Below are 23564 nucleotides of genomic sequence, written 5' to 3'. Positions count from 1 at the left end.
GGCAATCAAACTAGCTTAACTTGATTTAGAACCTTTCTAAATAAACTGAAGCGGTTATATGTAAGTGTAATTGATACACTTTAGTTTTAAGTTGTAAAAACAAACTAAAAACTGTTTAGTTCCAGTCCAAAACTTTTTTCTTGATTACGTAGATAAAGCCTAAAAGCAATGTTCCCATAAAAATGAACATCTCAATCATTCCATCCATTCTTAAAGTTCTAAAGTTAACAGCCCATGGATACATGAAAATAACCTCTACATCGAATAAAACAAAAAGGATGGCAACAACAAAATATTTAATAGAAAAGGGCTGACGGGCATTACCTACAACCTTAATACCAGCCTCAAAAGTTTCAAGTTTATCACTTGTTTTACGCTTTGGACCTAAAAAATGTGTTGCAACTAATGTTGTAACGACAAATCCTAAGGCTACAACTACCTGAAATATAATGGGTAAAAAATCTATTGGGGCACTTTGCGCTTGCATAATCTTTTATTTTCTATTGCAAAAGTAAAAGAAAAAGGCAGGATAACCAAACCCTGCCTTTTCTTTATTCTTAAATATTATTAAACTATTTACCTTTTCCTTTAACTGGTGGCGACTGTAACTCTTTAAGTTTCGCTGCTGCATAAGGTCCAGTTGGATCTAATTCTATACTTTTCTTCAAGAACTCTATAGCTTTAGGTTTATCTTTATCTGAATACCAGCCACCTAAGATATCATAAGCCACACTTAAGTTTGCTTTATTTGAAGCAGCTTCTTCTGGTTTAATCATACTAACGTATTTCTCATAAAGAGGAATAGAAAGTCCTTTAGGATTAGTTTTATCATCAAGCAATCCGTTAATTCTAGCTCTGAAAAGCACACCCAATGCAAAAGTAGAATCCTTTGTTGCTAAAAACTTTAAAGCATCGTCAGCTTCAGTCAAACCAGCAACATTGATAGGTTTATTTTCTTTTTGTAAAGCATATGATTCAAAAAATCTAGCATAACCGATATAGTAATAGTTCGTTAATGAACCTTTACCTAGTGGATTATATTTTGTAGCCAATTTATAAATCTCAGCTGCCTTAGCATATTTTTTAGCTTTAACTAAAGCCAATCCAGCCTCAGAAAGTGCATCAGCATTTGTTGAATCCAATTTAGCAGCTTCAATAATATTACCAACGGCTAAACTATCCTGCCCTGCTTTCAATTGGGCTTTACCTAAGTAAAGGTAATCATTACCTAACACTTTTGATTTATCCTTATTTTTAGCAAAAAACTCCGTCATATATGTCAAAGCTTGAGGGTAGTTTTTATTCTCAAAAGCTGCCCATCCTTTCATTCTAGCTACAACGACACCTTTAGGGTCATTTGCTGGAACTTGCATCGCTGAAGCAACTTGTTCTAAAGTTTGGAAATCTTTTGCATAGAATAAGAATTGAGCATAACGCAATTGTGATTCAACTGATTTATCTGTTAAATCCATATATTTTTTATAAAACTCAACAGCTTTAGTTGCTTTTTCTTTATCTACACCAAAGCTACTCCACCACAAATATAATTCTCCAAGCTCACGATAAGCCGGGCCATAATTAGGATCTGCAGCAATTACATCTTGTAATTCCTTTTCTCCTTCTGCAAAAGCTTTAGACTCTTTGTACATTCTACCAATCTGAGTTTTAGCTCTTCTATTGTTAGGATCAATATCTCCAACACGTAAATAAGGACTTAACGCTTCAGAATTTTTCTTTTGTAAAGCATAAGCATCACCTAAAGCTAAAAATACTTCAGCATCTTTATCTTTTGCATCTAATTCATCTGCTTTGGTAATATTTGCTAATGCATTAGCAAAATCAGGTTTTGAAGTTTCATCGTCAGGTTTATCTTGTGCTAAATAAGCTTTACCTAATGCTAAATAAGTTTTATAATCTTTTGGAGCCATTGCAACGGCTTTATCAAAATTAGTTTTAGCAGAAGTTGGATTGTTTGATAATAAATCAGCCTCTCCTAAACCAATTAGGTTAAGATTATTTTTTGCATCTGCCGTTACACCTTTTGTAAATACCGCTCTTGCAGAGTCAATGTAACCTGTTTTTAAATAAACCAGACCAAGGTTGTAATAATTATCGCCATTAGATGCTTGTGAGCTCACCAATGATTTAAGCATTGATGATGCTTTCTGATACTGTTCAGCGTCAATGGCTTTTTTCGCGTCGTTTAAATTTTGAGCAAAAACTGCAGAACCCATCAACACTAAACCTACATTTAAGGTTATTGCTTTCTTTAAAATTTTCATTGGATATTCTGTTTTTTAAATAATTATGAAGTTCCTAATTTAGTTACTTCGTGGTTCAATTTATAATTTACTATTTTTTAGTTAAGTTAATTTCTCTGGGCATCAGCTTATGTGGTGCAAGTCCAGATTTAAGTACAATTAACTGTCCCCTCTGACTTCTTAACCATGTTGCAAATCCTGTGCCTAAACCGTCCCTTCCTTCGCAATCAATAATATTAATATTTCTTAAGAAAGGATAAATTCCGTTAATCAAATTATCCTGTGTTGGCTTATAGAACTGATCGTCGCCTGGTTTTCCTTTTACATTTTTAACTCCCATCATCTTCACTTTACTCAAATCATCCAACACTTTTGAGTTTTCATCTGTAACCCAATTAACACCTAAAACGCCGATAAAGGTTTTATCGCTCGCAATAAGTTTAATTACATCATTACTTGAGTTTTTTGAATAAACGCCGCTTGCTGGAAATTGAGTAATATTAGCTAAGGTTTTAAAATACTGAAAAGTACTAGAGTAAGTATTATCGAAAACCAGTTTTTTATCAGTCTTTTTCCCTTGCAATATATCAATTACTTCACTAACGTTGATTGTGCTATCAATATTGTCCTTATTGGTAATTAATGCAATACCATCAATAGCGAAACGAGAGGTATTTATTTTAATATTACGTTGGTTATAGTACTTTTCTTCGGCTTTAGTTAGCATTCTTGGTAAAACAATTACCCTCACGCTATCATTTAAGAAAGCAGGTATTATTTTTTCTTCTGGCTTGTAGGTTGTTTCAAATTTAGCCTCTGGGTAATCTAAACTAAAAATATCTATTTGCTGCTGTACAATTGGGCCAACGCTTTCGTCGACTAATATTTTTAAAGTTCCACTGGTGCGGGTTTCTTTCACAGCTTCTTGCTTATCTTTTCGTTTACAGGAAACAAATGCAAGTAAAACAAATATATAAAGGATATTTCTCATCAATAATTAATCACGCCTTCCTAGGCTTAATAATCTTACAAAAGCATAAAGGATAAGGAAAATGCCAATTCCAATTTTATATGGTCTTGCCAAATTTAATGGAAGATCTTTCCAAAAGATGCAAGCGAAGCCAATTACCAGGTAAAAAACAAACATGATAAGGCCTAAAATGAGCAAAAACCGCTGTTTAGGCGATTTTTGCTTGAAGATATCAAAATTTAACATCTAATATTCTACTAGTTTAAAGTAAAGTTAACATTGATGTTGAATTTTACCCTTACTGGTTTACCATTCTGAATACCTGGATCCCAACGAGGACTTGCCTTTAATACGCGAACAGCTTCTTCATCAGTACCGCTACCCAAACCACGGGTAACTTGGATATCTGTTAATTTACCGTCTTTTTCAACAACGAAAGATAAAAACACTTTACCTTGAACGTTATTTTCTTGCGCCATTGGCGGGTATTTAATTGCTTTACTTAAATAAGAGTAAAACTTAGGCATACCACCTGGGAAACCTGGTTGTTTTTCGATACTAACAAAGTCATAAACTTTATTATCATCAACTGCTACTGCAGCCTCTCTTTTTGGTCCTTCACCTACTGGCTCCGCAATAACGATATCAGCAGTTGGATCACCTTTAATATCACGCTGACCTGGATCTGCCTCTTTCAATTTCTCAACGGTTGGCGGCTCCTCATCGCGTACCAAATTATCTGGCTTAACGATTGCAGGTGGCATTTTTACCTGATCCACTTTTGGTGGCGGTGGCTCTACCGGTGGTGGAGGTGGAGTTTTAGGATCCACTGGTGGTGGTGGCGCTATAATTACTTCTTGTGCTTTTAATTGTTCATCCTGAGTATCTATTGAACCTTTAATAAGGCTGTAGATTTTAGGTGAGAAAAATAACACTAAAAAGATTATAGAACCAATGATCAAAGCTTTAGTTGTGTTAGACCCATTAGTCTTACGCAACTGGTAGGCTCCGTAGTTTTTGTTTTTATCAGCAAAAACTACCTCAAGCCATTCTTTTCTAAAAATATCTAATTTTGACATGGTTTCTGTTTTTACTTATTATAAAATACCTTGTTCTTTCATAGATTGTTTTTCATTATCAAGGATATTTTCATCATCAATTTGACGAACCTTAACCTTAAGAATTTCTAAATCATCCATAATATCAACAAAGTTTTTAAAGGTTGAACCACTAGTTGGCTTAACAAGCACAACAAATTCACCTTTAACGCCTGATGCATCTGCAACTTTTCTGTTTGCAATAATTGATTTATCAACTACAGATAAATTTTCAACTGTTGGTGCTGTTTTACCAGCTTCGCCCATGTACCAAGCTACTTTATCTTTTTTACCTAAAAGGATAGTCATGGTTTTTGAAGCTTTTAACTCCAACCTGTTGTCTTTATTATTGTCGTCTTTATCTGGTTTTACAATATCCATCGCTTGTGGCGTAGAGATTGAGGTTGTTAAGATAAAGAAAGTTACTAAAAGAAACATCAAATCCACCATTGGAGTCATATCAACCCTTGGTGTGGCCTTCTTCCCGCCTGTATTTAATTCTGCCATTTCTTATTTCTTTTTTGCTTCAGCGTTAGTAACTAACAAAAATTTATTCACTTTTTGTTTCTGAAGCACATCAACAATCTTTTTAATTACAGGATATTCTTCTTGTGCATCTCCTTTAATACTTACACGCATTGGCTGTTGATTAACTTCAGCTGTTGCTGTACGAGCTTGCAAAACCCAAGAATTTAACTGATTATCTGTAGAATCAGTTGGAATACCTGTTTGTACGCCTTTCTTCATTCTGTCTGATCCAGACATTGCGATAAATTTCTTTAAATCTGAAATTGGCACACCAAAGGTTGAAATTACTGAGAAGCGTTGTATTTCTTCTGGTGTAAAGTTAACATTGTATTGTTTACCAATTAATTCAAGAGTTCTCGCTCTCACTTTATTTCCTGCTACTTCAAAGAAAACCTTTCCCTGCCCAATGGTTAAAATGGCATTATTTTCAGCTGGTACTTTAAACTCGTACGTTGAAGTAGGAGTTGTTACCGCTAATGGTTCAGGTTGCCTTGCAGTTGCAGTTAATATGAAGAAGGTAAGTAACAGGGACGCCACATCACACATGGCAGTCATATCTGTTACTGTACTTGTTCTTTTAACTTTTATTCTAGGCATAATATAAAATTACTAGTTTTTAATAATGATGATCTTTTTTCCGGTTTTCCATAAAGCCGGTAAAAATTTTTTCAAAATTTTTACTTATGCGAACTAGCGTATGTTTGAACGATACTGAAACCAGCTTCGTCGATAGCGTAAGTTAACTTGTCAATTTTAGAAGTTAATACGTTGTACATGATAATTGCTACAGTTGATACCAAGATACCAGTTGCAGTATTGATAAGTGCCTCAGAGATACCTACCGCTAATGCTGATTGATCTGGAGCACCAGAGTTTGCTAAACCGGCGAATGCACGGATCATACCTGTTACTGTACCTAATAAACCTACTAATGTACCGATTGATACTAATGTTGCAATTACTGTTAAGTTTTGCTCTAACATTGGCATTTCTAAAGCAGTAGCTTCTTCAACCTCTTTTTGAATAGCAACGATTGATTGCTCAACATCCATGTTGGTATCAGCTTCAACTTCGCTATATTTTTTCAATCCTGATTTAATTACGTTAGCAACAGATCCTTGTTGTTTATCGCATTCTGCTTTTGCAGCATCGATGTTACCTGCGCTTAATAATCCTTGTACTTTACGGATAAAAGTATCTAAGCTTGATTTTCCACTTGCTTTACCAATTACGATAAAACGCTCAATTGAGAATACGATTACTACTAATAATAACCCAACTAAGATGGCAACAATTGGGCCTCCTTTATAAGCTGTTCCAAGATAGTTTCCAGGTAGAGGTAATTTCTCTCTGTCGCCATCAATAAAGTTAGTGCCTTCCCCGAACACGAATCTCCAAACACAGAATCCAATTACGATACAGATTGGAATAACGAACGTTGCAAATAAATTTGCTGCACTTGAAGAGCTTTCTTTTTTAACAATTGTTGGTTTTGGTGCGTTTGCCATTTTTTTTAAATTTTTAGTTTTTAGTTCTTGTTTTTAATTTTTTTAGCTGTTTTTTCTCTTTTGTAATACTCACAACGTTTGTTTACCTTGATTTGTTGCGAAAAACAAATTTATAAATTGATTTTAAATTACAAATTAATAAATCAATAAACAATTAAATCGTTACTTAATAAGTTAGTTTACGGTTTCCCACTATGGCGTATAACAAAAAAATTGCCTCAGCCGGAGGCAATTCTTTCACAATAAAAACTAAAAAAAAACCTAATTGCAAATTTTTCGATGAAAAAATGCATTTTAAAGCATAATTAGCACAATTTTAATGCTTCTTCGACCGAAACTGTTGTTTTTGCTCCGTTGAATTGCTTAAAATTTTCCAAAAATGCCGCTTCTAATTCTTTAGCCTTAACGGTATATTCTTCTTTATTTGCCCATGTTGCTGATGGGTCTAAAATTTCTGACGGAACATCTGGACAGGTTTCTGGCATCATCAATTTAAATACGTCATGCTCTTTGTAGTTAACATTATTTAAACTTCCGCTTAACGCTGCGGTAATCATGGCCCTTGTATAACTCAGTTTCATGCGTTGGCCTACTCCATATGCACCACCAGACCAGCCGGTATTAACCAACCAAACATTTACCTGGTGTTTCTGCATTTTTTCGCCAAGTAGTTCTGCATACTTTGCAGGATGTAGCGGTAAAAATGCTTTACCAAAACAAGCAGAAAAAGTTAATTGGGGTTCGGTAATTCCTGTTTCAGTACCAGCAACTTTGGCCGTATAACCACTCATGAAGTGAAACATGGCTTGCTCTACATTTAATTTCGAAATTGGTGGCAATACGCCAAATGCATCTGCTGTTAAAAAGAAAATATTTTTTGGTACTGCGGCAACAGATGGCAAAATTGCGTTATCAATGTAATCAATTGGGTAAGCTACACGTGTATTTTCTGTTTTCTCAATATTAGAAAAATCTACCTCTCTACTTCCTTCAAAGTAATTTATATTTTCTAATAAAGATCCGAATTTTATGGCATTATAAATTTGCGGTTCTTTTTCTGCGGTTAAATCAACACATTTTGCATAGCAACCACCTTCAAAGTTAAAAACGGAATCTTGCCCCCATCCGTGTTCATCATCTCCTATTAAACCTCTCTTTGGATCAGCAGATAGTGTTGTTTTCCCTGTACCTGATAAACCAAAAAATATTGCTGTGTCTCCATCCGCACCAACATTTGCCGAGCAATGCATAGATAGTGTATTTTTATAAACAGGGAGAATAAAATTTAAAACTGAAAAAATTCCCTTTTTTATTTCACCTGTATATCCTGTACCACCAATCAAAATCATTTTTTTGCTGAAATTGATTACTGAAAAGTTTTCTTGTCTGGTACCGTCAACTGATGGATCTGCCAAAAAGCCCGGCGCAGCAATAATGGTCCACTCTGGATTTGAGCCTAAGGTATTTTCTTCAGGACGGATAAATAAATTGTTTGCAAATAAGTTTTGATAAGCAGTTTCAGTAACTACACGAATAGAAATTGCATAATCAGGATCGGCACAAGCAGAAGAATCTCTAACATAAATAGCTTTATCAGCCAAATAGTTCGTGATTTTACTAAATAATTGGTCAAAATTTGCAGGTGTAATTTTAATGTTCACATCGCCCCACCAAACGGTGTTTTCAGTTACATCATCGCACACCACAAAGCGATCTTTAGGAGATCGACCGGTAAATTTTCCAGTATCAATAGCCAGCGCACCTGATGATGCCAGACTTCCTTCTTTGTTCACTAATGCTTCTTCAATTAGCTCTGCTGGAGATAATTGGTAATGTACAGCAACATTTTTCCCTAGATTAAGATAGTTTAAATCGGGCGTTTGCAGTTTCTTTATGCTCATAACAACAAGTTAGTTAGTGGAGCAAAGGTAAAAAGATATCTTTCAAAAAACCGAGGACTTTTTGCTTATTTTTTACATATTGTAGCAAATACACTATCACGTAAACATCTATTAAACAATAAGTTAAAAGCTAAATTACTACGTGCAAAAACTTAATTTTTACACTAAGTATACAAAATATTAACCTCCAGCCTTTTTCACTTTATATCCCTCCTTTTGAAGAATGCCAACAACCTTATCTCTAACATCTCCCTGGATTAATATTTCGCCATCTTTAACCGAACCGCCTACACCACATTTGGTTTTAAGCATTTTACCTAAAATATCAAGATCTTCACTTTTGCCTTTAAAACCTGTAATTAAGGTTACAGCTTTGCCACCACGGTTCTTTTTATCTAACTGCACACGAAAATCTTGCTGTTGATTTGGAGGTGTTACAGTATCATCAATTTCTTCTTCGTATTCAAATTCAGGATTTGTAGAATACATAATCCCGCCCAAATCGCTTAAACTATTTTTTTTTGGCTTCATGATTGTAAGTGCTTAATTGGAATAGATAACAGATCTATTATGGAACAATTACCTGCAAAGATAGTGGGTTAACATTTATTTCTAAATCTTTTCCCATATATAAAGGTTCTCCATCTACGTGTACAGCGGATTCTTTTTGGCGAATAATCTTAATCTTTTTTCCTTTAATAATTTCGATCATATCTGAGGTTTCAGCTGTTCCGCGGAGCATTATATAGCTTAAAACTGGTAATTTTAAGAGCGAAAATGGCTTGATAATGCAAACATCAAGCAAACCATCTTTTACAGAAGCGTTGGGTGCTATAAAAACGTCGTTACCGTATTGCGAGGAATTGGCGATGCTAATTGCAAAGGCTTTCCGGTCATAATCTACTCCATCAATATTAATTAAATATTGTTGTGGCTTATAATTAAACACCTCTTGCAGCCCCAATTTTAAATAGCCACTTAATCCTCTTTTTTTATCATTGGAAAATACGGAACTTAAATGGGCATCAAACCCCATGCCCGCAAGATTAAAAAATGGTCTATCATTAAAAACGGCACTATCTATTTTATCAACCTTTTGGGTGTTGAGCAGCAAAATTGCTTCTTTTAAATCTTTAGGAATTTTTAAAAATCTCGCCAGGCCATTACCAGAACCTAAAGGCAAAACGCCCAGAGTTTTTTGGTGTAACATAACTTTTGTTGCTACTTCATTTATGGTACCATCACCTCCGGCTGCCACAATTATGTCAAAATTTTTGCTTGCTGCCTCCTCGGCAATCTCCGCTGCATGCCCAACATATTCGGTAAAACTAAAGTTAGGACTAAACTTTTCCTTGTCCAAATACCTATCTATAAGTGCTGGAATACGAGATTTCCCTTTCCCACCTGAGATTGGGTTTATAATGAATAAGATATTTGTTTTGACTTGCAAAGCTTTTGAATGAAGGCACAAAATAATCTATAATTTTTGAAATAAAGAAAATATGCTAATTTTGCAGCAGTAAAAAGTGGACTGATTTGCTACTCTAATTAATTGGAGCCGGATTGCAACCACTAAAAAAAAAGTGCTAATGCCACCTTCAATCATCTTAAAACCTGTTTCCAGGGGTCATTGGCGATATTAATTTGTTTATTTATATTATTAATTATTTAATAAATGTCGTATTTATTTACATCAGAATCCGTTTCTGAAGGCCACCCGGATAAAATTGCTGATCAAATTTCGGATGCATTGATTGATAACTTTTTAGCTTTCGACCCTGAGTCGAAGGTTGCATGTGAAACTTTGGTTACCACTGGTCAGGTTATTTTAGCAGGTGAAGTAAAATCTAAAACTTATTTAGACGTGCAGCAAATTGCTCGTGATGTGATCAAAAAAATTGGTTACACAAAAAGTGAGTACATGTTTGAGGCAAATTCTTGTGGTATTTTATCTGCTATCCATGAGCAATCACAAGATATTAACCAAGGAGTAGATCGTACCACAAAAGAAGAGCAAGGTGCTGGAGATCAAGGGATGATGTTTGGCTACGCTACAAATGAAACTGAAGATTTTATGCCTTTGGCTTTAGATCTTTCTCATAAACTTTTACAAGAGCTTGCTGTTTTAAGACGTGAAAACAATGAAATCACTTACTTACGTCCGGATGCAAAAAGCCAGGTTACTTTAGAATATGATGATAACAACAAGCCTGTACGCATTGATGCTATTGTAATTTCTACACAACATGATGATTTTGATGAGGAGAGCACAATGCTTGCTAAAATCAAAAAGGATTTAGTTGATATTTTGATTCCTAGAATTATTAAAAACAATCCTCAATACGCTCATTTATTTAATGATAAAATTGAATATCACATTAACCCAACTGGTAAATTTGTTATTGGCGGGCCACACGGTGATACAGGTTTAACTGGAAGAAAGATTATTGTTGATACTTATGGAGGTAAAGGTGCTCACGGTGGTGGTGCTTTTTCTGGTAAAGATCCAAGTAAAGTAGATAGAAGTGCTGCTTATGCAACCCGCCATATTGCTAAAAATTTAGTAGCTGCTGGTATTGCTGATGAAATTTTGGTACAGGTATCTTATGCTATTGGGGTTGCAAAACCAATGGGTATTTATATTAATACTTATGGTACTGGTAAAGTGAATAAAACGGATGGCGAGATTGCTAAAATCGTAGAGTCTATTTTTGATATGCGCCCTTACTTTATTGAACAACGTTTAAAATTAAGAAATCCTATTTATAGCGAAACCGCTGCTTACGGCCACATGGGACGTAAACCTGAAACGGTTAGCAAAACTTTTAGAACTCCAAACGGTGAGGAAAAAACAGTTTCTGTTGAATTATTTACCTGGGAAAAATTAGATTACGTAGATCAGGTTAAAACTGCTTTCGGTATTTAATTTATTCTTTAGCTACATCAAAAGAGCCTTTCTGAAACAGAAAGGCTCTTTTTGTTTTATAAACCTTTACTTTTCATAAAGTCTTTTTCTCTGTCAGAAATGTGCTCATCATCTATTGAATAAGCTTTTATTCCTCCTATTTTCATTTCATCCAATACATCTACAAAATCCTGAAATTTTGATGTTTTAGTTGGCTTAATTACCACAATCATATGCTTTGCTGGGTTATTATGATGTGTATTGGCAACAGCTTGCTTATTTAAACTAATTGCTTGCTGAATGTTTTTCATTGAGCCAACCTTCATCTCTCCTTTTTCCATTTCGCCCATGTAATAAACAGTTTCATTGTTTTTGCCCAATAAAATTGTCATCGTTCTCGATGCGGCAAGTGGCATCAGCTCCTCGCTCGGAATAGGCTTGGTTACTTCCGCAGCATTTAACCCACCTAAAGAAGTAGTGAGCATAAAAAATGTAGTAAGTAGAAACATTAAATCTACCATTGCTGTAAGATCTACCCTTGGGGCAGGTTTTTTGGTTCTTCCTTTAACAGCCTTGCCGTTTTCAGAAATGCTTAGAGTTGCCATATTGTTTAGGTTTTTAATGATGATGACGGCAAGAGGCTAATTGCATAAAGCACATTAAATTTAATTACGCCGCCAAAGAAAACCATTTTGCCAAACCACTTGTTTAACTAGTACTAAAAATCATAAAACTATGGAACAGTCGACTGCAATGAATACTTTAAGTCAGATTTTAGAAAAGCTGAGATTAAAAGGAAAAGATAACGAATTAAAAATGTCTGATCATGGTAAAATGCAGGCATTAAGTTTAGGAAAAATTTATAAACCAGAAGATTTAACTATTGTTAAAACTTACCGCTTTGAGGGCGATTCTGATCCAGCAGATAACTCCGTTTTATATCTAGTAGAAGATCAGGACAAGAATATTGGATATATTTTAGATGCATATGGCATTTATTCTGACCATATCGGTTCGTCTTTTGATGATTTTTTAAAGAAGATACCTACTGCCGACCGCGATGAACAGGAATTATTTAGCTAAAAGATTAAAAACTTAAATGGAAGGGTTTGTAAATAAGAATTTGCAAGCCCTTTTTGTTTAAAATAGATTCGAAATATAAGTACAGGGGGCTAATCTGTCATTAAATTAACTTATAAGGAATTTGGATTTCGTAGCTTTGGCGATTCAGATATCAAGTTCTTTAATGAAAAGCAAATTACTAAACATTCCTCCTCTTCCTGCAGTATTATTAGCCATTTTAAGCGTACAATTTGGTGCGGCAATTGCGAAAGGTTTGTTTCCGTCAATCGGCGCCGCAGGCACGGCCTCATTAAGAATTGGATTATCGGCTGTTATTCTAGTTATTGCATACCGCCCTAATTTGAGTAAACTAACCGCTAAACAATGGAAAGCTGTAATTCCATACGGTTTATCTCTGGGCGCCATGAATATGGTTTTTTATCTTGCTATTGAGAGAATTCCAATTGGATTAGGCGTAACACTAGAGTTTTTCGGGCCTTTATTAGTCGCTATTCTCGGTTCAAAAAGAGTAATTGACTTTTTATGGGTAATTTTAGCTGGCGCTGGCATCGCGCTAATTGCACCTTGGACGGGCAAAGGGGTAGACTTAGTTGGTGCTTTATTAGCACTTACTGCTGGAGGATTTTGGGCAGCTTATATTTTACTTGGTGGCAGAATTTCTAAAATTATGAATGGTGGCGAAGCTGTAACCATTGGAATGCTATTCGCAACAGCACTTATTTTACCTTTTGGAATTTTTAGCGGTGGTTTAAGCAATTTAAATCCGAAATTACTTGGCTTGGGTGCCGCACTTGCATTATTATCAAGTGCAATACCTTTTACGTTAGAAATGAAAGCTTTAAAACAACTTCCATCACGTACCTTTAGTATTTTAATGAGCCTGGAGCCTGCTGCTGCCTCAATTTGTGCTTTTATATTTTTACAAGAAAAGCTAAACTTTACCGAATGCCTTGCCGTGGCATTTGTAGTTATTGCGAGTGCTGGTTCTACACTTACTGCCAAAAGATCAAAATTATAGTAAATAAATAAGCCGCAAATGTTCATCACGCAATTGCAGCTTATTAACCTTATAATTGATTCTATTTATGCAAGTTTTATTGTACTGTAAATTACAATATCATTGGCAAAATCTTTGGCTTTTTCTCCAAATGCCTTTATATAATGCTGCTCGTTATGCGCATCAAGCCCTGCCTGATCTGCCCATTCTTCGTGAAAAATAAAGGTATTGTCTTCAACATGTAGATATAAATCGTATTGCAGACAAGCCTTTTCTTTTCTTGAATTTGCAACCATATCCAGCAAGAGTTCTTTTAATTCTCCTAATTTTTCTTGTTTCCCCTTAATTGTTACTGTTAGATAAATGCTCATATTCTTTTAACTTAATAAAGTTTTGATCTAAATGTGTTCTATATAATTTCATGTCATTAACCACGTCAGCGTTTTTCTCCACATCGTGAAAATGGATTCCAGGAATGGGTTTCATGCCTGTAAATGCGTTCATTCTATGAAAACCGAATAAGATGCCATTATCTACGCTCGTTTGATTAAAAAACTCGCCAGGCAAAGTAAAAGCTTCCTTGGGGGCATTCCATGAAGTAGTAACCATATATTTCCGGCCATGCAACAAACCGCCAGTTCCATAATTTATTTTTGGATTGGCAGATGAACGCCCATCACTATGGTAAATTCCGTTGTTATGCCCTTCGGTAAAAACAACATCAATATACTTTTTAAATTCATGCGGTACCTGAAACCACCAAATTGGGGTGTGATAAATTACTATATCTGCCCATACGTATTTTTCTACTTCCTCTTTGGGGTCGTAATCATGATTAATGTTAGTCATTTTTACTTCAAAATCCCCATTATTAGAGAAAAAGTTCGCTGTTTCTTTAGCAATCGTTTCGTTGAACTTTCCACCTGAGTGACCAAATTTCTGTCCGCCATTTATGATGAATATCTTTGTCATATCATTTTCTTTTTTGATAGCACAAAATTACAAGCGATCATCTTATCATAAAAATAAGTTAAATCATATCTTTGTATCATAATTATAATAGCATGGTTAATTTAGAATGGTATAGAAGTTTTAAAGCGATTTACAAAACTGGTACTTTAACAGGTGCTGCAGAAAGTCTTTTTATTTCGCAACCTGGCGTAAGTTTGCACTTAAGCTCATTAGAAAGTTATGTTGGCTACAAGTTATTTGAGCGCACCGGGCGAAGAATGTTGCCAACTGAAAAGGGAAAAGTACTTTATAACTTTGTTATAGAACCGCTAACTAAGCTAGAGGAAGCAGAAAAAAATTTCCAGAAAAGCACAGAAAAGCATACGCCAACAATAAGCGTAGGTATGTGTTTTGAAACCTTTCAAATTACGCTTGAGCAATATATATCTACCCTTCCATTTAATGTGATTATTAGATTTGGGGAGTATCCTGAAATGCTCGATCAATTGGATAAAGGTATTTTGGATTTGATAATTACACCTCAAAAAGGAAGTTCGCCAAACATAGAACATGAAGCTTTTTCATCAGAAACCATTGTTTTAGTTGGAGGAAATGAAACTGATGGGGATGCTTTTAAACAGATTGCCGCTAAAAAAGATGTAGCACAGATTGAAGAGTGGCTCAAAAGCCAAAAATGGTATGGAACAACTGGAGATATGGAACACTTATTACGTTTTTGGCAGTTAAATTTTGGCAAACATCCAGATTTTAGGCCTAACTACATCGTTCCAAACTTAAATTCGATTGTTCGTTGCCTTTCTGGCGGGAGTGGTTTAGCGATTATACCCGACTTTTTATGCAAAAGAGAAGTTGAGAATGGCCAAATTAAGGTGATTTGGGAAGGTACTACCAAACTTAAAAATACATTATATTTTGGCTGTCGCAAAAAAACTCAATATGCTGATGAAATTGATTTAATTAAAAGTTTATTTAAAAAAGTAATGACTAGAATAGAAGATTAAATACTATTCTTCATCAAGTTTATGGCTATACAAAAGTAAACCGAAGGGAATTTTAGGTTCAATAAAGGTAGATTTCGGTGGCAAAGTCACTTTATTTTCTACTTGCCCAATCAGTTGATCTACATTCATTGGGTAAAGGCTGAAAGCAACCGCCTTAGGATTAGATTTTATAACCGCTAACATCTCGTCCCATTGGTTGGCTGGATAAGAAAACAAGCAAGGATTGGCGCTTGGATTATCAATATTAAATACAGGCTGTAAAATTTTATGCTGCAAAATTGCTACATCAGTTTCATGATAAAGTGATGCTTCACCTGCTTTCAAATCTAATTGATACCATTTGTTATTGTAAAAAACGCCAAAGCAATGCAACTTATTAGGGCGGAATGGAACATTGCCTGGAATGGGTGATATATAGAAATATTTTTCTAATACGCTGAACAACTCTATTTTCGACACTTCCTTATCGGGAATAATAAGTCTGTTAAATTCACTTATTTTAATTTGGTTGCTCGGCACATATAAAGCCGTAATCCATTGGGGGTTTGTTTTATGTAATTTTTCTGCAGCAGCAAGGCGATGATGCCCATCGGCCACATAAAAGCGCTCAATATTTTGAAAAGCATCTCTAAATTTTTCTATCAATGGCACATCCTTAATTTTCCATATACGATGTTCTTTTTTGCCTATAGAAAATACAATAGGCTGTTGAGATTTAATAACATTTTCTACTAAATTATTAATTTCAGCATGCGGCCGATAAGTTAATAATACTGGCGATCCCTCCAAACCAACATCTTTTCTATACCCAATTAGTCGGGCTTCACGTTCAGCCAGGGTATTTTCATGCGTAATCATAGCGCCATTAAGCAAATCCTCTATATCCGTCATTACCCATACTCCGTATTGTTTACGATGGTTAATTTCTAGTTCATAAATATAAATTGCAGGCTCCTTTTCCTGATGATACAACCCGGCATCAATTAGCTCATTTAGGTTGCTATCATAGGTTTGAATGTTTTCAAAAACCATTGGAGTTCCCTTTTTAGGCTCCAACATTTTTTTTATTTCAAGCATTTCCTTCCCCTGTCCCACTTTTGCATGCGCAATAAATCGGTTATTAATCTGTTCGCCATTAGGCCGTAAAGCCCTAAATGCTTTAATATTTGCCATGTATTTAAACGTAATTAGTTAAGTAGAATTTCAACTTTAAAAATCTTAAAATGTTCTAAAACTGATAACTCATAATTTGAGAAACAGTCAGTCCATAAAAACAATTTATTAATATCTGAGTACAACGCATGCATTTTTCTTTTGTTTAAACTTTAAGTTTCAAGCAAAACAATCAATCAAATTACACTGGTAAATTACAGATATTTAAGCACCTACATTTCAATTGGCACTTGCTGTGTAAATATCACAGGTTTAACTATTAAAAGCTACAGGCGCTCAATTTTAGGTGAAAAAACTATTTTAAACACCCCATACCTGTTGTTTATTTGGTTTAGAAATGTTTGCTTCAATCTTTACAGAATTAAATTCTTCTACGACAGCTAAAGTGAAGCTATTTATTGTATAATTTACACTAAGAAAACTACCTGTTTTTAGATATTTTATTGCTTCAAATCAAACTAAATCTAATTTTTAGATATATTTGAGCATCCCTAAAAAAGCAAAAAATAAACACTAAGTCAAACATCTATTTATGAATAATACCACATTAGATCAAACGGATATTGCGATATTAAATCTCTTACAAAAAGATGGTTTAATGACGCAAAAGGAAATGAGTCATCAACTGCAAAAGAGCATAACTTCTGTTGTGGAGCGGGTAAAAAAGTTAAAAGAGGCAGGATTTATTAAAAATACCGTGGCGTTGGTTAATATTCAAAAAATAAAATCTCTATTTATTGCTTTTCCTCATATTCAATTAACAAACCACTCTGAAGAGGTATTAAGGCAGTTTGAGCTTGAAGTAGTGAAGCTACCTGAGGTTATGGAATGCTATCGCTTAACAGGGAATTTTGATTTTATGCTTAAAATGGTGATGCCTGATATGGTGTCTTATAATGAATTTTTACAGGGAAAATTAAGGTCGCTTCCGCATGTAGGAAGTATTCAGAGTTTTTTGGCTTTATCTGAAGTTAAACATCAAACGGCTTATCCTTTATGATTTTATAATTCAAATTAAACAAAAAAGCCTCAACTTTTTCAAGTTAAGGCTTTTGTTGCGGAATGGACGGGACTCGAACCCGCGACCTCCTGCGTGACAGGCAGGCATTCTAACCAGCTGAACTACCACTCCTTTTGTTCATCTTTAAAGTTAGAACCTCTTTTCCCTTTCGGGATTGCAAATATAAAGACATTATTTTGTTAATTACTATCTGCAGCAACAATTTCGCTTAATTTTATGTAACCCATTGAACCTCATTCCAAATATTTTTATTTGTGATGATTTATGTATTCACTTTCTTTTACTTCTAATTTTAAGAGAGACTTGATTGAGTAACGAAGGTTAAGTAGGTATTAAACTACATTTATACTTTTGCAGGAGAAATGGCTTCGCTAGTAATTGAGGCGTTTTTTATCTGTTCACGCATGTTTTCAACCGCTCTATAAATTAGTTTGTAGGTACCCCCAATTTTAATTTTTAAAATATCGGCTACTTCCTGATAATCCAAACCTTCCTGATAGAAGAGGTAAACAGCTTCTCTTTGCCTTATCGTTAAATCACCCATTAACCTTTTAATAAGTTCCTTATTGTAATCGGATGGTTCTTGATGCATATCAAATTCAAAAGCAAGCATATCGCTTTCTGCACCAACATAAAGCTCTTTACGAACAACCGTAATTTTGTTATAAATAATATTCCTTAAGGATTTTAATAGATAATGTTTAGGGCTTTGCGGTATGTTTAAATTTGCCTTGTTTTGCCACAGTTTTACAAATAGGTCTTGTATGGCTTCATCAACAAAGTTAATGTCTTGGTTAAACCTAATGGCGTATTGGTTTAGCGATTGGAAATAATGATGATAGATTTCTTCGAAGCTTTTTTTATCACCCTTCAAAAAATTCGTCCAAAGTAACTGTTCATCAAAACCACACATTCACTATACTTATTTAGATTAATTATAAATAATAAACAAGTATAGCACTTATTCCTTAATAACAAAAATTAAATGTGTTAAATTATAGGCATAGGCTATATAAAACCTATTTTTTGAAAAAAATGGGCTGCTTGTTTTAATAGCCAAACAGCCCATTTAATTATTTTGCAGCTATGGCGTTGTTAAAATCAGGCGTAAAAGCTTTAAGATAGTTAAGAGATCTCGTGGCTTCTGCTCGTAGCTTATCAGAAGTTTGTTTGTCGTTAATAAGCGTTGTTAATGCCGCAATAATTTTATCTTTTTGATAAGAATAAGCGTACCAGCCCAATGCTTCCGTTGCATTTAATCTTAATGCTTCGCTTTCTGATCCATCTAATATAATTTTAATTGCTGATGGAATCTGTTTGTGATAGCTATATGTTCTTAATGTGGTAACATTAAAGGTTCGTTTTTTCAAATCGGCAGATTTATCAGCCATTATAGCATCGTCTTTTTTAACCTTATCTAAGCTTGATTTTTGTTTAGTAATCAATTTCTGAATTTCTGCTTTACGCAATAAAAATTCTGGATTATTTAGGCTTTCTTCCATGTTTTTAAGTACGGTTTCGCTGTTCATAAACGAAAGTGAGTTACCTAAGTTGTATCCTACTCTTTTTGATGGCCAATCGCTGATGGCCGACTGCACCAGTACGGGTACAAATTCATCTCCACCAAAATCGCCAATCAGGTTAACGGCTTTTCTACGGATATACTCATAAGGATCGTTTACAGCATCTTTAATTACCGATGCAAAATCAGGGGTATTTAACTGGCTCAATAACGTGAAAGCAGATGCTCTTGTAGCTGCAAATGGCGAGTTATAATAGGTATCTTTCAATAATTTACTGCTGGCTTCATTCTTTGTTTTAGCAATTTGATACAGAGCTATTGACTGTAAATCGGCGTCATTTCCCTTAAGCAGTTCCATCCACAATGCATTATTTCCATCAAGGTTTACAATGGCATTATTGTAATCAACTGTGTTTTTAGTAGAGAAAGTAAAAGTAGGATCGCCAATTAAATGAGTTTCTAAATATGGTTGTTGTTTAAACCAGTTTCCAATTCTAACTCCATGTTGTAATAAGCCAATTAAATTGGTTGTCCACACATCCTGCAAAACGTTAATGGAGTTTCCCATTGCTACTACGGTTTTTCCTTTACCAAAAATATAGTGTCCAGACATGTAGTCATCATGATGGAAGGATCCGTTATAACAGTTATCTAAAATAACCATACGAGCATTTGGCGTAATTTTATCAATATCATCAATAGTGATGCGTCCGTTGGCTTCAAATACCGAATCTGCTTTTACTACAGAGTCAACAAGTGCATTGTCCATCCAAACCATTGGCACGCCTAATGTAGTTTGAAAACGTTTTTTTGTTTCTTCTACATCTCTTCCGTCTTTTTTAGCATCCTGAATTTTGTTTCGTAAATAACGACGAACATTTTCTATTGATGGCTGTGGAAAAGATACACTTGGAGATCCACTTACTAGTTGTTCATCAGAATAACCGTGTTGGTGGAAAATGGCTAAATCTAAATCTTTACGTTCTATTTCAGCTAAAAGACCAGATTTAATATCGCCCATCATTTTAGAATTAATAAACTTAGCCGATGATCCTGGCTTAAATAAATTGGGTAATTGCTCTCTAAGTGCCACTTGTTCACTTGCCCAAGTGGTTTCAGATTCTGACGCATAACCCATTCCACTATAAACCATCATAGTATTAAGTGGATTTTGTTCATTTTTAGCAGCTACTACTTTTTTAAGGTAGTCTTTAATGGATTCGTAACGCGTTTTGCCTTTAATAAAAGGTGCTCTAATTCTTGCAGTGTAAATATCTAAATTGATTACTTGTTGGCTGCTGGGTGCTAAACTGTAAAAAAACTGTTCTGTATTTACATTATCCTGGCTCAGGAAATTAAATTCCAAGCCGAAATCATCGTAAAAACGATCTGATGGCACTGCAGCCTTTAAACCTGCTTTTGCTTCATCCAAGCGATATGCAGAGGTTAAACGTTGTGCATTCATAATCATTGGAATCGGAATATCCCCAATTAATGCGGCACCTTCTAATGCTGGCTTTTCGTTGTGTAATTTTTTTAAAATCGCTCTAATTTCTTCTGGTTTTTTCCATTTACTGGAAATGATATAAGTACCTAATCCTTGCTGCTCCAAGGCGGCTTTATAAGCATTAATTTCGGCCTTTGCCTGTTTAAAAGTGCCTTCATCTACCACAATGGCAAAACGAGTTGGAGTATTGGTTTTAGTAGGTTTTTCTATTTGCTGAGCATTCAAGGTTTGAATTCCCCCTGATAAAACAGCAATCGCTATGGCGAAACTGATTTTGATTTTCGTCTTCATATCTTATTTTAATATAATGCGCCAAGGCTAAAGCTCCAATAGTTGCGATTGCCTGTTGCATTGGGATAAATATTTGTGGTTAAACTGTGTTGATTACTTACACTACCTGCAATTAAAAACCTTACATTTTTAACTTTTTCTACTTTAAAATCTATTTGAAGATTAACCGTAGTGGCTATAAAATTACTACTTAAGTAATCGTGATCTGGATAAAGTACCTCTCTTGCCAGTAGCGTTCTATCACCAGTGATAGGAATATAGCTTAATGATTGATTTAAATTTTGGTTGTATAACGCTGTAACTCCGGTTTGTAAATTGGTATTGCGATTAAAACTCCACACTTTTGTGCCTTTTAGCCAGATACCTGCATTTGAAATAACTTGAGAAGATGCCGGTAGAAGATAACTTTTGTTTGTTGAATAATAGCTACCGCCAATTTCAGCAAGCCAGTTAAATACATGCTCCTTATTTGGTTTAATCAACGTATAACTTAAACTTGCCTGATCAGTTTCGGCGAGATAAAACTCTGCTTCCAATAAGGTTTGCCAGGCTTTAAGGCTGGTGTTGTAAAACTCATGAAACTCTATTCCCTGATCTTCCAATCTTTGTAGCGTTAAAGCAAATCGATGTAAAAAGTTTTTATTCCCGATATTTAAATTACTGTTAAAGCTATAGGCAGTTTGCTTCCAAGTGCCTGATTTGCGTGGAACGGATGTACCATCGGCCACTTGTTCCTGATAAGTACGATAGCCAAAATTGTTTAACCAAGTTATGGTATTATTCTTCAATTGGTACTGAATATTACCACCCCATTTATTGCCTTTATAAATGCGAGATGCTCCTGTGGTAAAAGTTGTTGGCAACTCTAACTGACCCAAACCAAGTGATTTATAAAGGCTGTAATTGATGCTGCTATTTTTTACTTCTAATGAGATATCTTCACGATAGCGACTGTACCAACCGTTTAAACCGATTAAATTGCTTTTGTTTAATTTCCACGTGGCACTTGGCGCTATAGTAATTTGATTGCTGGTTGATAATGGCCTCGGGTCATTTTGGCGGGCACCAGTAGCTACATTTAAAGTTGTACCCAAACCAAAGGTTAGCTTATTGTTAAGCAACGCCGGGCTTGCAGCTTTCAATGTTAAAGCATACAATTGTTTTTTCCAATCGCCACCAATAGAATCTGCCAAGAGGTAAGGAGTGCCTCGGTAAGGATCAAGAACATCAGAAAACCGCAATTGCTTATCCCATTGCTGGGTATAAGAAAACTTTCCATAAAAAAGGGTTTTTCCAATGTTCTGAAATCTTTCTGATTCGAAGTTTAACCTTTGACTATCTTTTGCTTGCTGGGCGAGTTTAAATTGTCCTTGCATTTGGTCAAAACCAAGTTTTGTTTTTCCGAACGTAAGTATACTATCCTGCCTTAAGCCTGCTGCGTTATTACCGTTATACCATAAGGCATTATACCCAAACAAAGTAATATAAGCAGGCAAAATATTAGTACTATCTGCTTGTTGCGCTTTTAACTTTATGGCGCTAAATGCAGTAAGAAAAATTAAAATTGTGGTATTGATTTTTTTAAACATGCCCTTCAGCTTATATTACTGCCAACCTTTCGGAAGGATATTTTTAGTGGTGGTAAAATCGTTTGTAGAATTGTTTGTGTCTTGCAATACCCTTCTACCATTTACGGTTGAGCGTACTTTACGCACAATCGCTTCGCCAACATAACTACCAGAGCAGTAAGAAAAACCTGCATCAAGCGCACTTGGAAAACGTTTATAACTTACGGCGTTTGCATTTGCTAAAGCCTCAACAGCATCAATTACATCAGCACCGGGTACTTCAACAAAAAGGCGACCGTTGCTTGTACCAGGTTCTACCGATTGTTTGTATTTACTGAAATCTTTTGTTTTGAAAATAACCATGCTTGGTCCAAAAACAGAAGTTAACCAAGTATTTGTTGAAGTTGTAAATAATACTAAATCCAAATTTGGAACATCCGGATTATCTACATCTTTACCTGTGCTGGCTACATAACCTTCAAAATCAGAAATACCTTTACCTAAATTAACTGAGTTAGGGTTGCCAGCTGGGTCTGATTTATGATTAATAGCGTTACTAGCAATTACGATAGATTCGCCAGGGTTAATTGGATGCGATTTTCCTGTTCCAGGTATCATCCAAACTGTTGTTAAATAAACGTTGCCCGCTGCCTTATCAAAAGCAAATGGTACCGAGCTTGTAGAAAGACCAGGATTTCCACCACTTTCGCCTAAGTAAAGACTATCAGCATAAATAACTTCGGTTGAGTTGTTGTAAATCTCATAAAACTGATCGGTAAAATAAGTACCGTTTGATGCGGTTCTGGTTCCTGTATAAAATATTTGCTTAAATAACAAACCGCCAACTTTACTGCCTCCCAATTGCAAATTAAGGTTACCATTTGCAGTAATTAACTGATTAGTAGCCGATGCATTTAAAAACACCTGCGTTTCTATCCCAGTTAAAGTAAGTGCTTCAGCAGCTGTTAAAGTTCTTTCGGCACTAACTTGGTAGTTACCCGGCAATAGCGCTCCAAATGTTGCTATTCCATCGGCACTTGCCGTGGCACTCACTTTTACATTGGTGGTAGAGTTTGTTAATGTAACAGTTGTACCACTTGCTTTAGTTTGCGCATAAGTGCTTGGGTAGGCCACGGTAACGGTATAACTTACCGTTGGCGCTTCAGAGCTTGATTTTTTACAAGCTTGCAAGGCAAAGCCCATTATTGCCAGTAAGAGGATAAATAAAGGATTTGTTTTTTTCATTGTTATTCGTGATT

23 protein-coding genes and 1 tRNA gene are annotated in these 23564 nt (G+C 35.1%); 5 read left to right on the top strand and 19 right to left on the bottom strand.

The features are described 5' to 3' along the window. Window positions 1-115 precede the first annotated feature (115 nt). From EHC72_RS14025 to EHC72_RS13975, 10 genes are all read right to left on the bottom strand, one after another. Window positions 116-487, bottom strand: a complete 372-nt coding sequence (locus EHC72_RS14025; protein WP_131538340.1) for an NADH-quinone oxidoreductase subunit A — start codon at window positions 485-487, stop codon at window positions 116-118. Window positions 488-572: 85 nt separating this feature from the next. Continuing rightward, on the bottom strand, window positions 573-2282 hold the full coding sequence (locus EHC72_RS14020; RefSeq protein ID WP_131538339.1) for a tetratricopeptide repeat protein: 1710 nt from the start codon (window positions 2280-2282) through the stop codon (window positions 573-575). 70 nt (window positions 2283-2352) lie between these two features. Then, window positions 2353-3252, bottom strand: a complete 900-nt coding sequence (locus EHC72_RS14015; RefSeq protein ID WP_131538338.1) for a PstS family phosphate ABC transporter substrate-binding protein — start codon at window positions 3250-3252, stop codon at window positions 2353-2355. 236 nt (window positions 3253-3488) lie between these two features. Then, a complete protein-coding gene (locus tag EHC72_RS14005; RefSeq protein ID WP_131538336.1) occupies window positions 3489-4310 on the bottom strand; it encodes an energy transducer TonB in 822 nt (273 codons plus the stop codon). A gap of 18 nt (window positions 4311-4328) precedes the next feature. Then, window positions 4329-4835, bottom strand: coding sequence for an ExbD/TolR family protein (locus tag EHC72_RS14000; protein ID WP_131538335.1), 507 nt, complete (start codon window positions 4833-4835; stop codon window positions 4329-4331). Between the two features lie 3 nt (window positions 4836-4838). Further along, window positions 4839-5453: a biopolymer transporter ExbD gene (locus tag EHC72_RS13995; RefSeq protein ID WP_131538334.1), complete on the bottom strand. Its 615-nt coding sequence runs from the start codon at window positions 5451-5453 to the stop codon at window positions 4839-4841. Between the two features lie 80 nt (window positions 5454-5533). Next, window positions 5534-6364 (bottom strand): MotA/TolQ/ExbB proton channel family protein, encoded by an 831-nt coding sequence (locus tag EHC72_RS13990; RefSeq protein WP_131538333.1) that lies wholly within the window; start codon window positions 6362-6364, stop codon window positions 5534-5536. Window positions 6365-6669: 305 nt separating this feature from the next. Then, on the bottom strand, window positions 6670-8265 hold the full coding sequence (gene pckA / locus EHC72_RS13985; RefSeq protein WP_131538332.1) for a phosphoenolpyruvate carboxykinase (ATP): 1596 nt from the start codon (window positions 8263-8265) through the stop codon (window positions 6670-6672). Window positions 8266-8445: 180 nt separating this feature from the next. Beyond that, on the bottom strand, window positions 8446-8796 hold the full coding sequence (locus tag EHC72_RS13980; RefSeq protein ID WP_131538331.1) for a translation initiation factor: 351 nt from the start codon (window positions 8794-8796) through the stop codon (window positions 8446-8448). Between the two features lie 37 nt (window positions 8797-8833). Then, the gene (locus EHC72_RS13975) at window positions 8834-9715 is read right to left on the bottom strand and encodes a diacylglycerol/lipid kinase family protein (protein WP_246029428.1); all 882 of its coding nucleotides are present in this window, start codon (window positions 9713-9715) and stop codon (window positions 8834-8836) included. Between the two features lie 225 nt (window positions 9716-9940). Here EHC72_RS13975 and metK point away from each other — a divergent pair, with 225 nt between their 5' ends. Further along, complete coding sequence (gene metK / locus EHC72_RS13970) at window positions 9941-11191, top strand: methionine adenosyltransferase (RefSeq protein WP_131538329.1); 1251 nt, start codon at window positions 9941-9943, stop codon at window positions 11189-11191. A gap of 56 nt (window positions 11192-11247) precedes the next feature. Here the strand turns inward: metK and EHC72_RS13965 are convergent, their stop codons facing one another. Continuing rightward, the gene (locus EHC72_RS13965) at window positions 11248-11775 is read right to left on the bottom strand and encodes an ExbD/TolR family protein (protein ID WP_131538328.1); all 528 of its coding nucleotides are present in this window, start codon (window positions 11773-11775) and stop codon (window positions 11248-11250) included. A 130-nt stretch (window positions 11776-11905) separates the two neighbouring features. Here EHC72_RS13965 and EHC72_RS13960 point away from each other — a divergent pair, with 130 nt between their 5' ends. Next, window positions 11906-12253: a hypothetical protein gene (locus EHC72_RS13960; protein WP_131538327.1), complete on the top strand. Its 348-nt coding sequence runs from the start codon at window positions 11906-11908 to the stop codon at window positions 12251-12253. A 163-nt stretch (window positions 12254-12416) separates the two neighbouring features. After that, window positions 12417-13271, top strand: coding sequence for an EamA family transporter (locus EHC72_RS13955; RefSeq protein WP_131538326.1), 855 nt, complete (start codon window positions 12417-12419; stop codon window positions 13269-13271). Window positions 13272-13336: 65 nt separating this feature from the next. Here the strand turns inward: EHC72_RS13955 and EHC72_RS13950 are convergent, their stop codons facing one another. Both EHC72_RS13950 and EHC72_RS13945 read right to left on the bottom strand, forming a co-directional pair. After that, entirely contained in the window at window positions 13337-13621 is a 285-nt protein-coding gene (locus tag EHC72_RS13950) for a putative quinol monooxygenase (RefSeq protein WP_131538325.1), read from the bottom strand. Further along, window positions 13593-14222, bottom strand: a complete 630-nt coding sequence (locus EHC72_RS13945) for an NAD(P)H-dependent oxidoreductase (RefSeq protein ID WP_131538324.1) — start codon at window positions 14220-14222, stop codon at window positions 13593-13595. Before EHC72_RS13945 ends, EHC72_RS13950 begins: the two co-directional genes overlap by 29 nt. 92 nt (window positions 14223-14314) lie before the next feature. On the opposite strand from EHC72_RS13945, the gene EHC72_RS13940 reads away from it, so the two are divergent. Next, a complete protein-coding gene (locus EHC72_RS13940) occupies window positions 14315-15223 on the top strand; it encodes a LysR family transcriptional regulator (protein WP_131538323.1) in 909 nt (302 codons plus the stop codon). 3 nt (window positions 15224-15226) lie between these two features. Here EHC72_RS13940 and EHC72_RS13935 read toward each other — a convergent pair whose 3' ends face one another. Continuing rightward, on the bottom strand, window positions 15227-16396 hold the full coding sequence (locus EHC72_RS13935) for a DUF1015 family protein (RefSeq protein ID WP_131538322.1): 1170 nt from the start codon (window positions 16394-16396) through the stop codon (window positions 15227-15229). A 532-nt stretch (window positions 16397-16928) separates the two neighbouring features. Between EHC72_RS13935 and EHC72_RS13930 the strand changes: the two genes are divergently transcribed. Further along, the gene (locus EHC72_RS13930) at window positions 16929-17396 is read left to right on the top strand and encodes an Lrp/AsnC family transcriptional regulator (RefSeq protein WP_131538321.1); all 468 of its coding nucleotides are present in this window, start codon (window positions 16929-16931) and stop codon (window positions 17394-17396) included. A gap of 58 nt (window positions 17397-17454) precedes the next feature. Here EHC72_RS13930 and EHC72_RS13925 read toward each other — a convergent pair. The 5 genes from EHC72_RS13925 to EHC72_RS13905 form a co-directional block, all read right to left on the bottom strand. Then, window positions 17455-17528, bottom strand: a tRNA-Asp gene (locus tag EHC72_RS13925). A 232-nt stretch (window positions 17529-17760) separates the two neighbouring features. Continuing rightward, window positions 17761-18330, bottom strand: a complete 570-nt coding sequence (locus EHC72_RS13920) for an RNA polymerase sigma factor (RefSeq protein ID WP_131538320.1) — start codon at window positions 18328-18330, stop codon at window positions 17761-17763. Window positions 18331-18490: 160 nt separating this feature from the next. After that, window positions 18491-20737: a HEAT repeat domain-containing protein gene (locus EHC72_RS13915; protein WP_131538319.1), complete on the bottom strand. Its 2247-nt coding sequence runs from the start codon at window positions 20735-20737 to the stop codon at window positions 18491-18493. Window positions 20738-20745: 8 nt separating this feature from the next. Then, window positions 20746-22326 carry a DUF6850 family outer membrane beta-barrel protein gene (locus EHC72_RS13910; RefSeq protein ID WP_131538318.1) on the bottom strand — a complete coding sequence of 527 codons (1581 nt, stop codon included), beginning with the start codon at window positions 22324-22326 and terminating at the stop codon, window positions 20746-20748. A 15-nt stretch (window positions 22327-22341) separates the two neighbouring features. Next, window positions 22342-23550, bottom strand: coding sequence for a DUF4876 domain-containing protein (locus EHC72_RS13905; protein WP_131538317.1), 1209 nt, complete (start codon window positions 23548-23550; stop codon window positions 22342-22344). Window positions 23551-23564: the final 14 nt, after the last annotated feature.

The organism is Pedobacter nototheniae (assembly GCF_004335085.1).
Taxonomy (GTDB): Bacteria; Bacteroidota; Bacteroidia; order Sphingobacteriales; family Sphingobacteriaceae; genus Pedobacter; species Pedobacter nototheniae.
Note: the sequence above shows the minus strand (reverse complement) of the source record. Positions and strands in the feature narration are given on the sequence as shown.

Coding starts and splice junctions, on each gene's coding strand:
- EHC72_RS14025 (WP_131538340.1), bottom strand. CDS start 487: ATGCAAGCGCAAAGTGCCCCAATAGATTTTTTACCCATTATATTTCAG.
- pckA (WP_131538332.1), bottom strand. CDS start 8,265: ATGAGCATAAAGAAACTGCAAACGCCCGATTTAAACTATCTTAATCTA.
- EHC72_RS13920 (WP_131538320.1), bottom strand. CDS start 18,330: ATGTGTGGTTTTGATGAACAGTTACTTTGGACGAATTTTTTGAAGGGT.
- EHC72_RS13990 (WP_131538333.1), bottom strand. CDS start 6,364: ATGGCAAACGCACCAAAACCAACAATTGTTAAAAAAGAAAGCTCTTCA.
- EHC72_RS13965 (WP_131538328.1), bottom strand. CDS start 11,775: ATGGCAACTCTAAGCATTTCTGAAAACGGCAAGGCTGTTAAAGGAAGA.
- EHC72_RS13945 (WP_131538324.1), bottom strand. CDS start 14,222: ATGACAAAGATATTCATCATAAATGGCGGACAGAAATTTGGTCACTCA.
- EHC72_RS14015 (WP_131538338.1), bottom strand. CDS start 3,252: ATGAGAAATATCCTTTATATATTTGTTTTACTTGCATTTGTTTCCTGT.
- metK (WP_131538329.1), top strand. CDS start 9,941: ATGTCGTATTTATTTACATCAGAATCCGTTTCTGAAGGCCACCCGGAT.
- EHC72_RS13905 (WP_131538317.1), bottom strand. CDS start 23,550: ATGAAAAAAACAAATCCTTTATTTATCCTCTTACTGGCAATAATGGGC.
- EHC72_RS13930 (WP_131538321.1), top strand. CDS start 16,929: ATGAATAATACCACATTAGATCAAACGGATATTGCGATATTAAATCTC.
- EHC72_RS13910 (WP_131538318.1), bottom strand. CDS start 22,326: ATGTTTAAAAAAATCAATACCACAATTTTAATTTTTCTTACTGCATTT.
- EHC72_RS13935 (WP_131538322.1), bottom strand. CDS start 16,396: ATGGCAAATATTAAAGCATTTAGGGCTTTACGGCCTAATGGCGAACAG.
- EHC72_RS14000 (WP_131538335.1), bottom strand. CDS start 4,835: ATGGCAGAATTAAATACAGGCGGGAAGAAGGCCACACCAAGGGTTGAT.
- EHC72_RS13995 (WP_131538334.1), bottom strand. CDS start 5,453: ATGCCTAGAATAAAAGTTAAAAGAACAAGTACAGTAACAGATATGACT.
- EHC72_RS13940 (WP_131538323.1), top strand. CDS start 14,315: ATGGTTAATTTAGAATGGTATAGAAGTTTTAAAGCGATTTACAAAACT.
- EHC72_RS13980 (WP_131538331.1), bottom strand. CDS start 8,796: ATGAAGCCAAAAAAAAATAGTTTAAGCGATTTGGGCGGGATTATGTAT.
- EHC72_RS13915 (WP_131538319.1), bottom strand. CDS start 20,737: ATGAAGACGAAAATCAAAATCAGTTTCGCCATAGCGATTGCTGTTTTA.
- EHC72_RS14005 (WP_131538336.1), bottom strand. CDS start 4,310: ATGTCAAAATTAGATATTTTTAGAAAAGAATGGCTTGAGGTAGTTTTT.
- EHC72_RS14020 (WP_131538339.1), bottom strand. CDS start 2,282: ATGAAAATTTTAAAGAAAGCAATAACCTTAAATGTAGGTTTAGTGTTG.
- EHC72_RS13960 (WP_131538327.1), top strand. CDS start 11,906: ATGGAACAGTCGACTGCAATGAATACTTTAAGTCAGATTTTAGAAAAG.
- EHC72_RS13950 (WP_131538325.1), bottom strand. CDS start 13,621: ATGAGCATTTATCTAACAGTAACAATTAAGGGGAAACAAGAAAAATTA.
- EHC72_RS13955 (WP_131538326.1), top strand. CDS start 12,417: ATGAAAAGCAAATTACTAAACATTCCTCCTCTTCCTGCAGTATTATTA.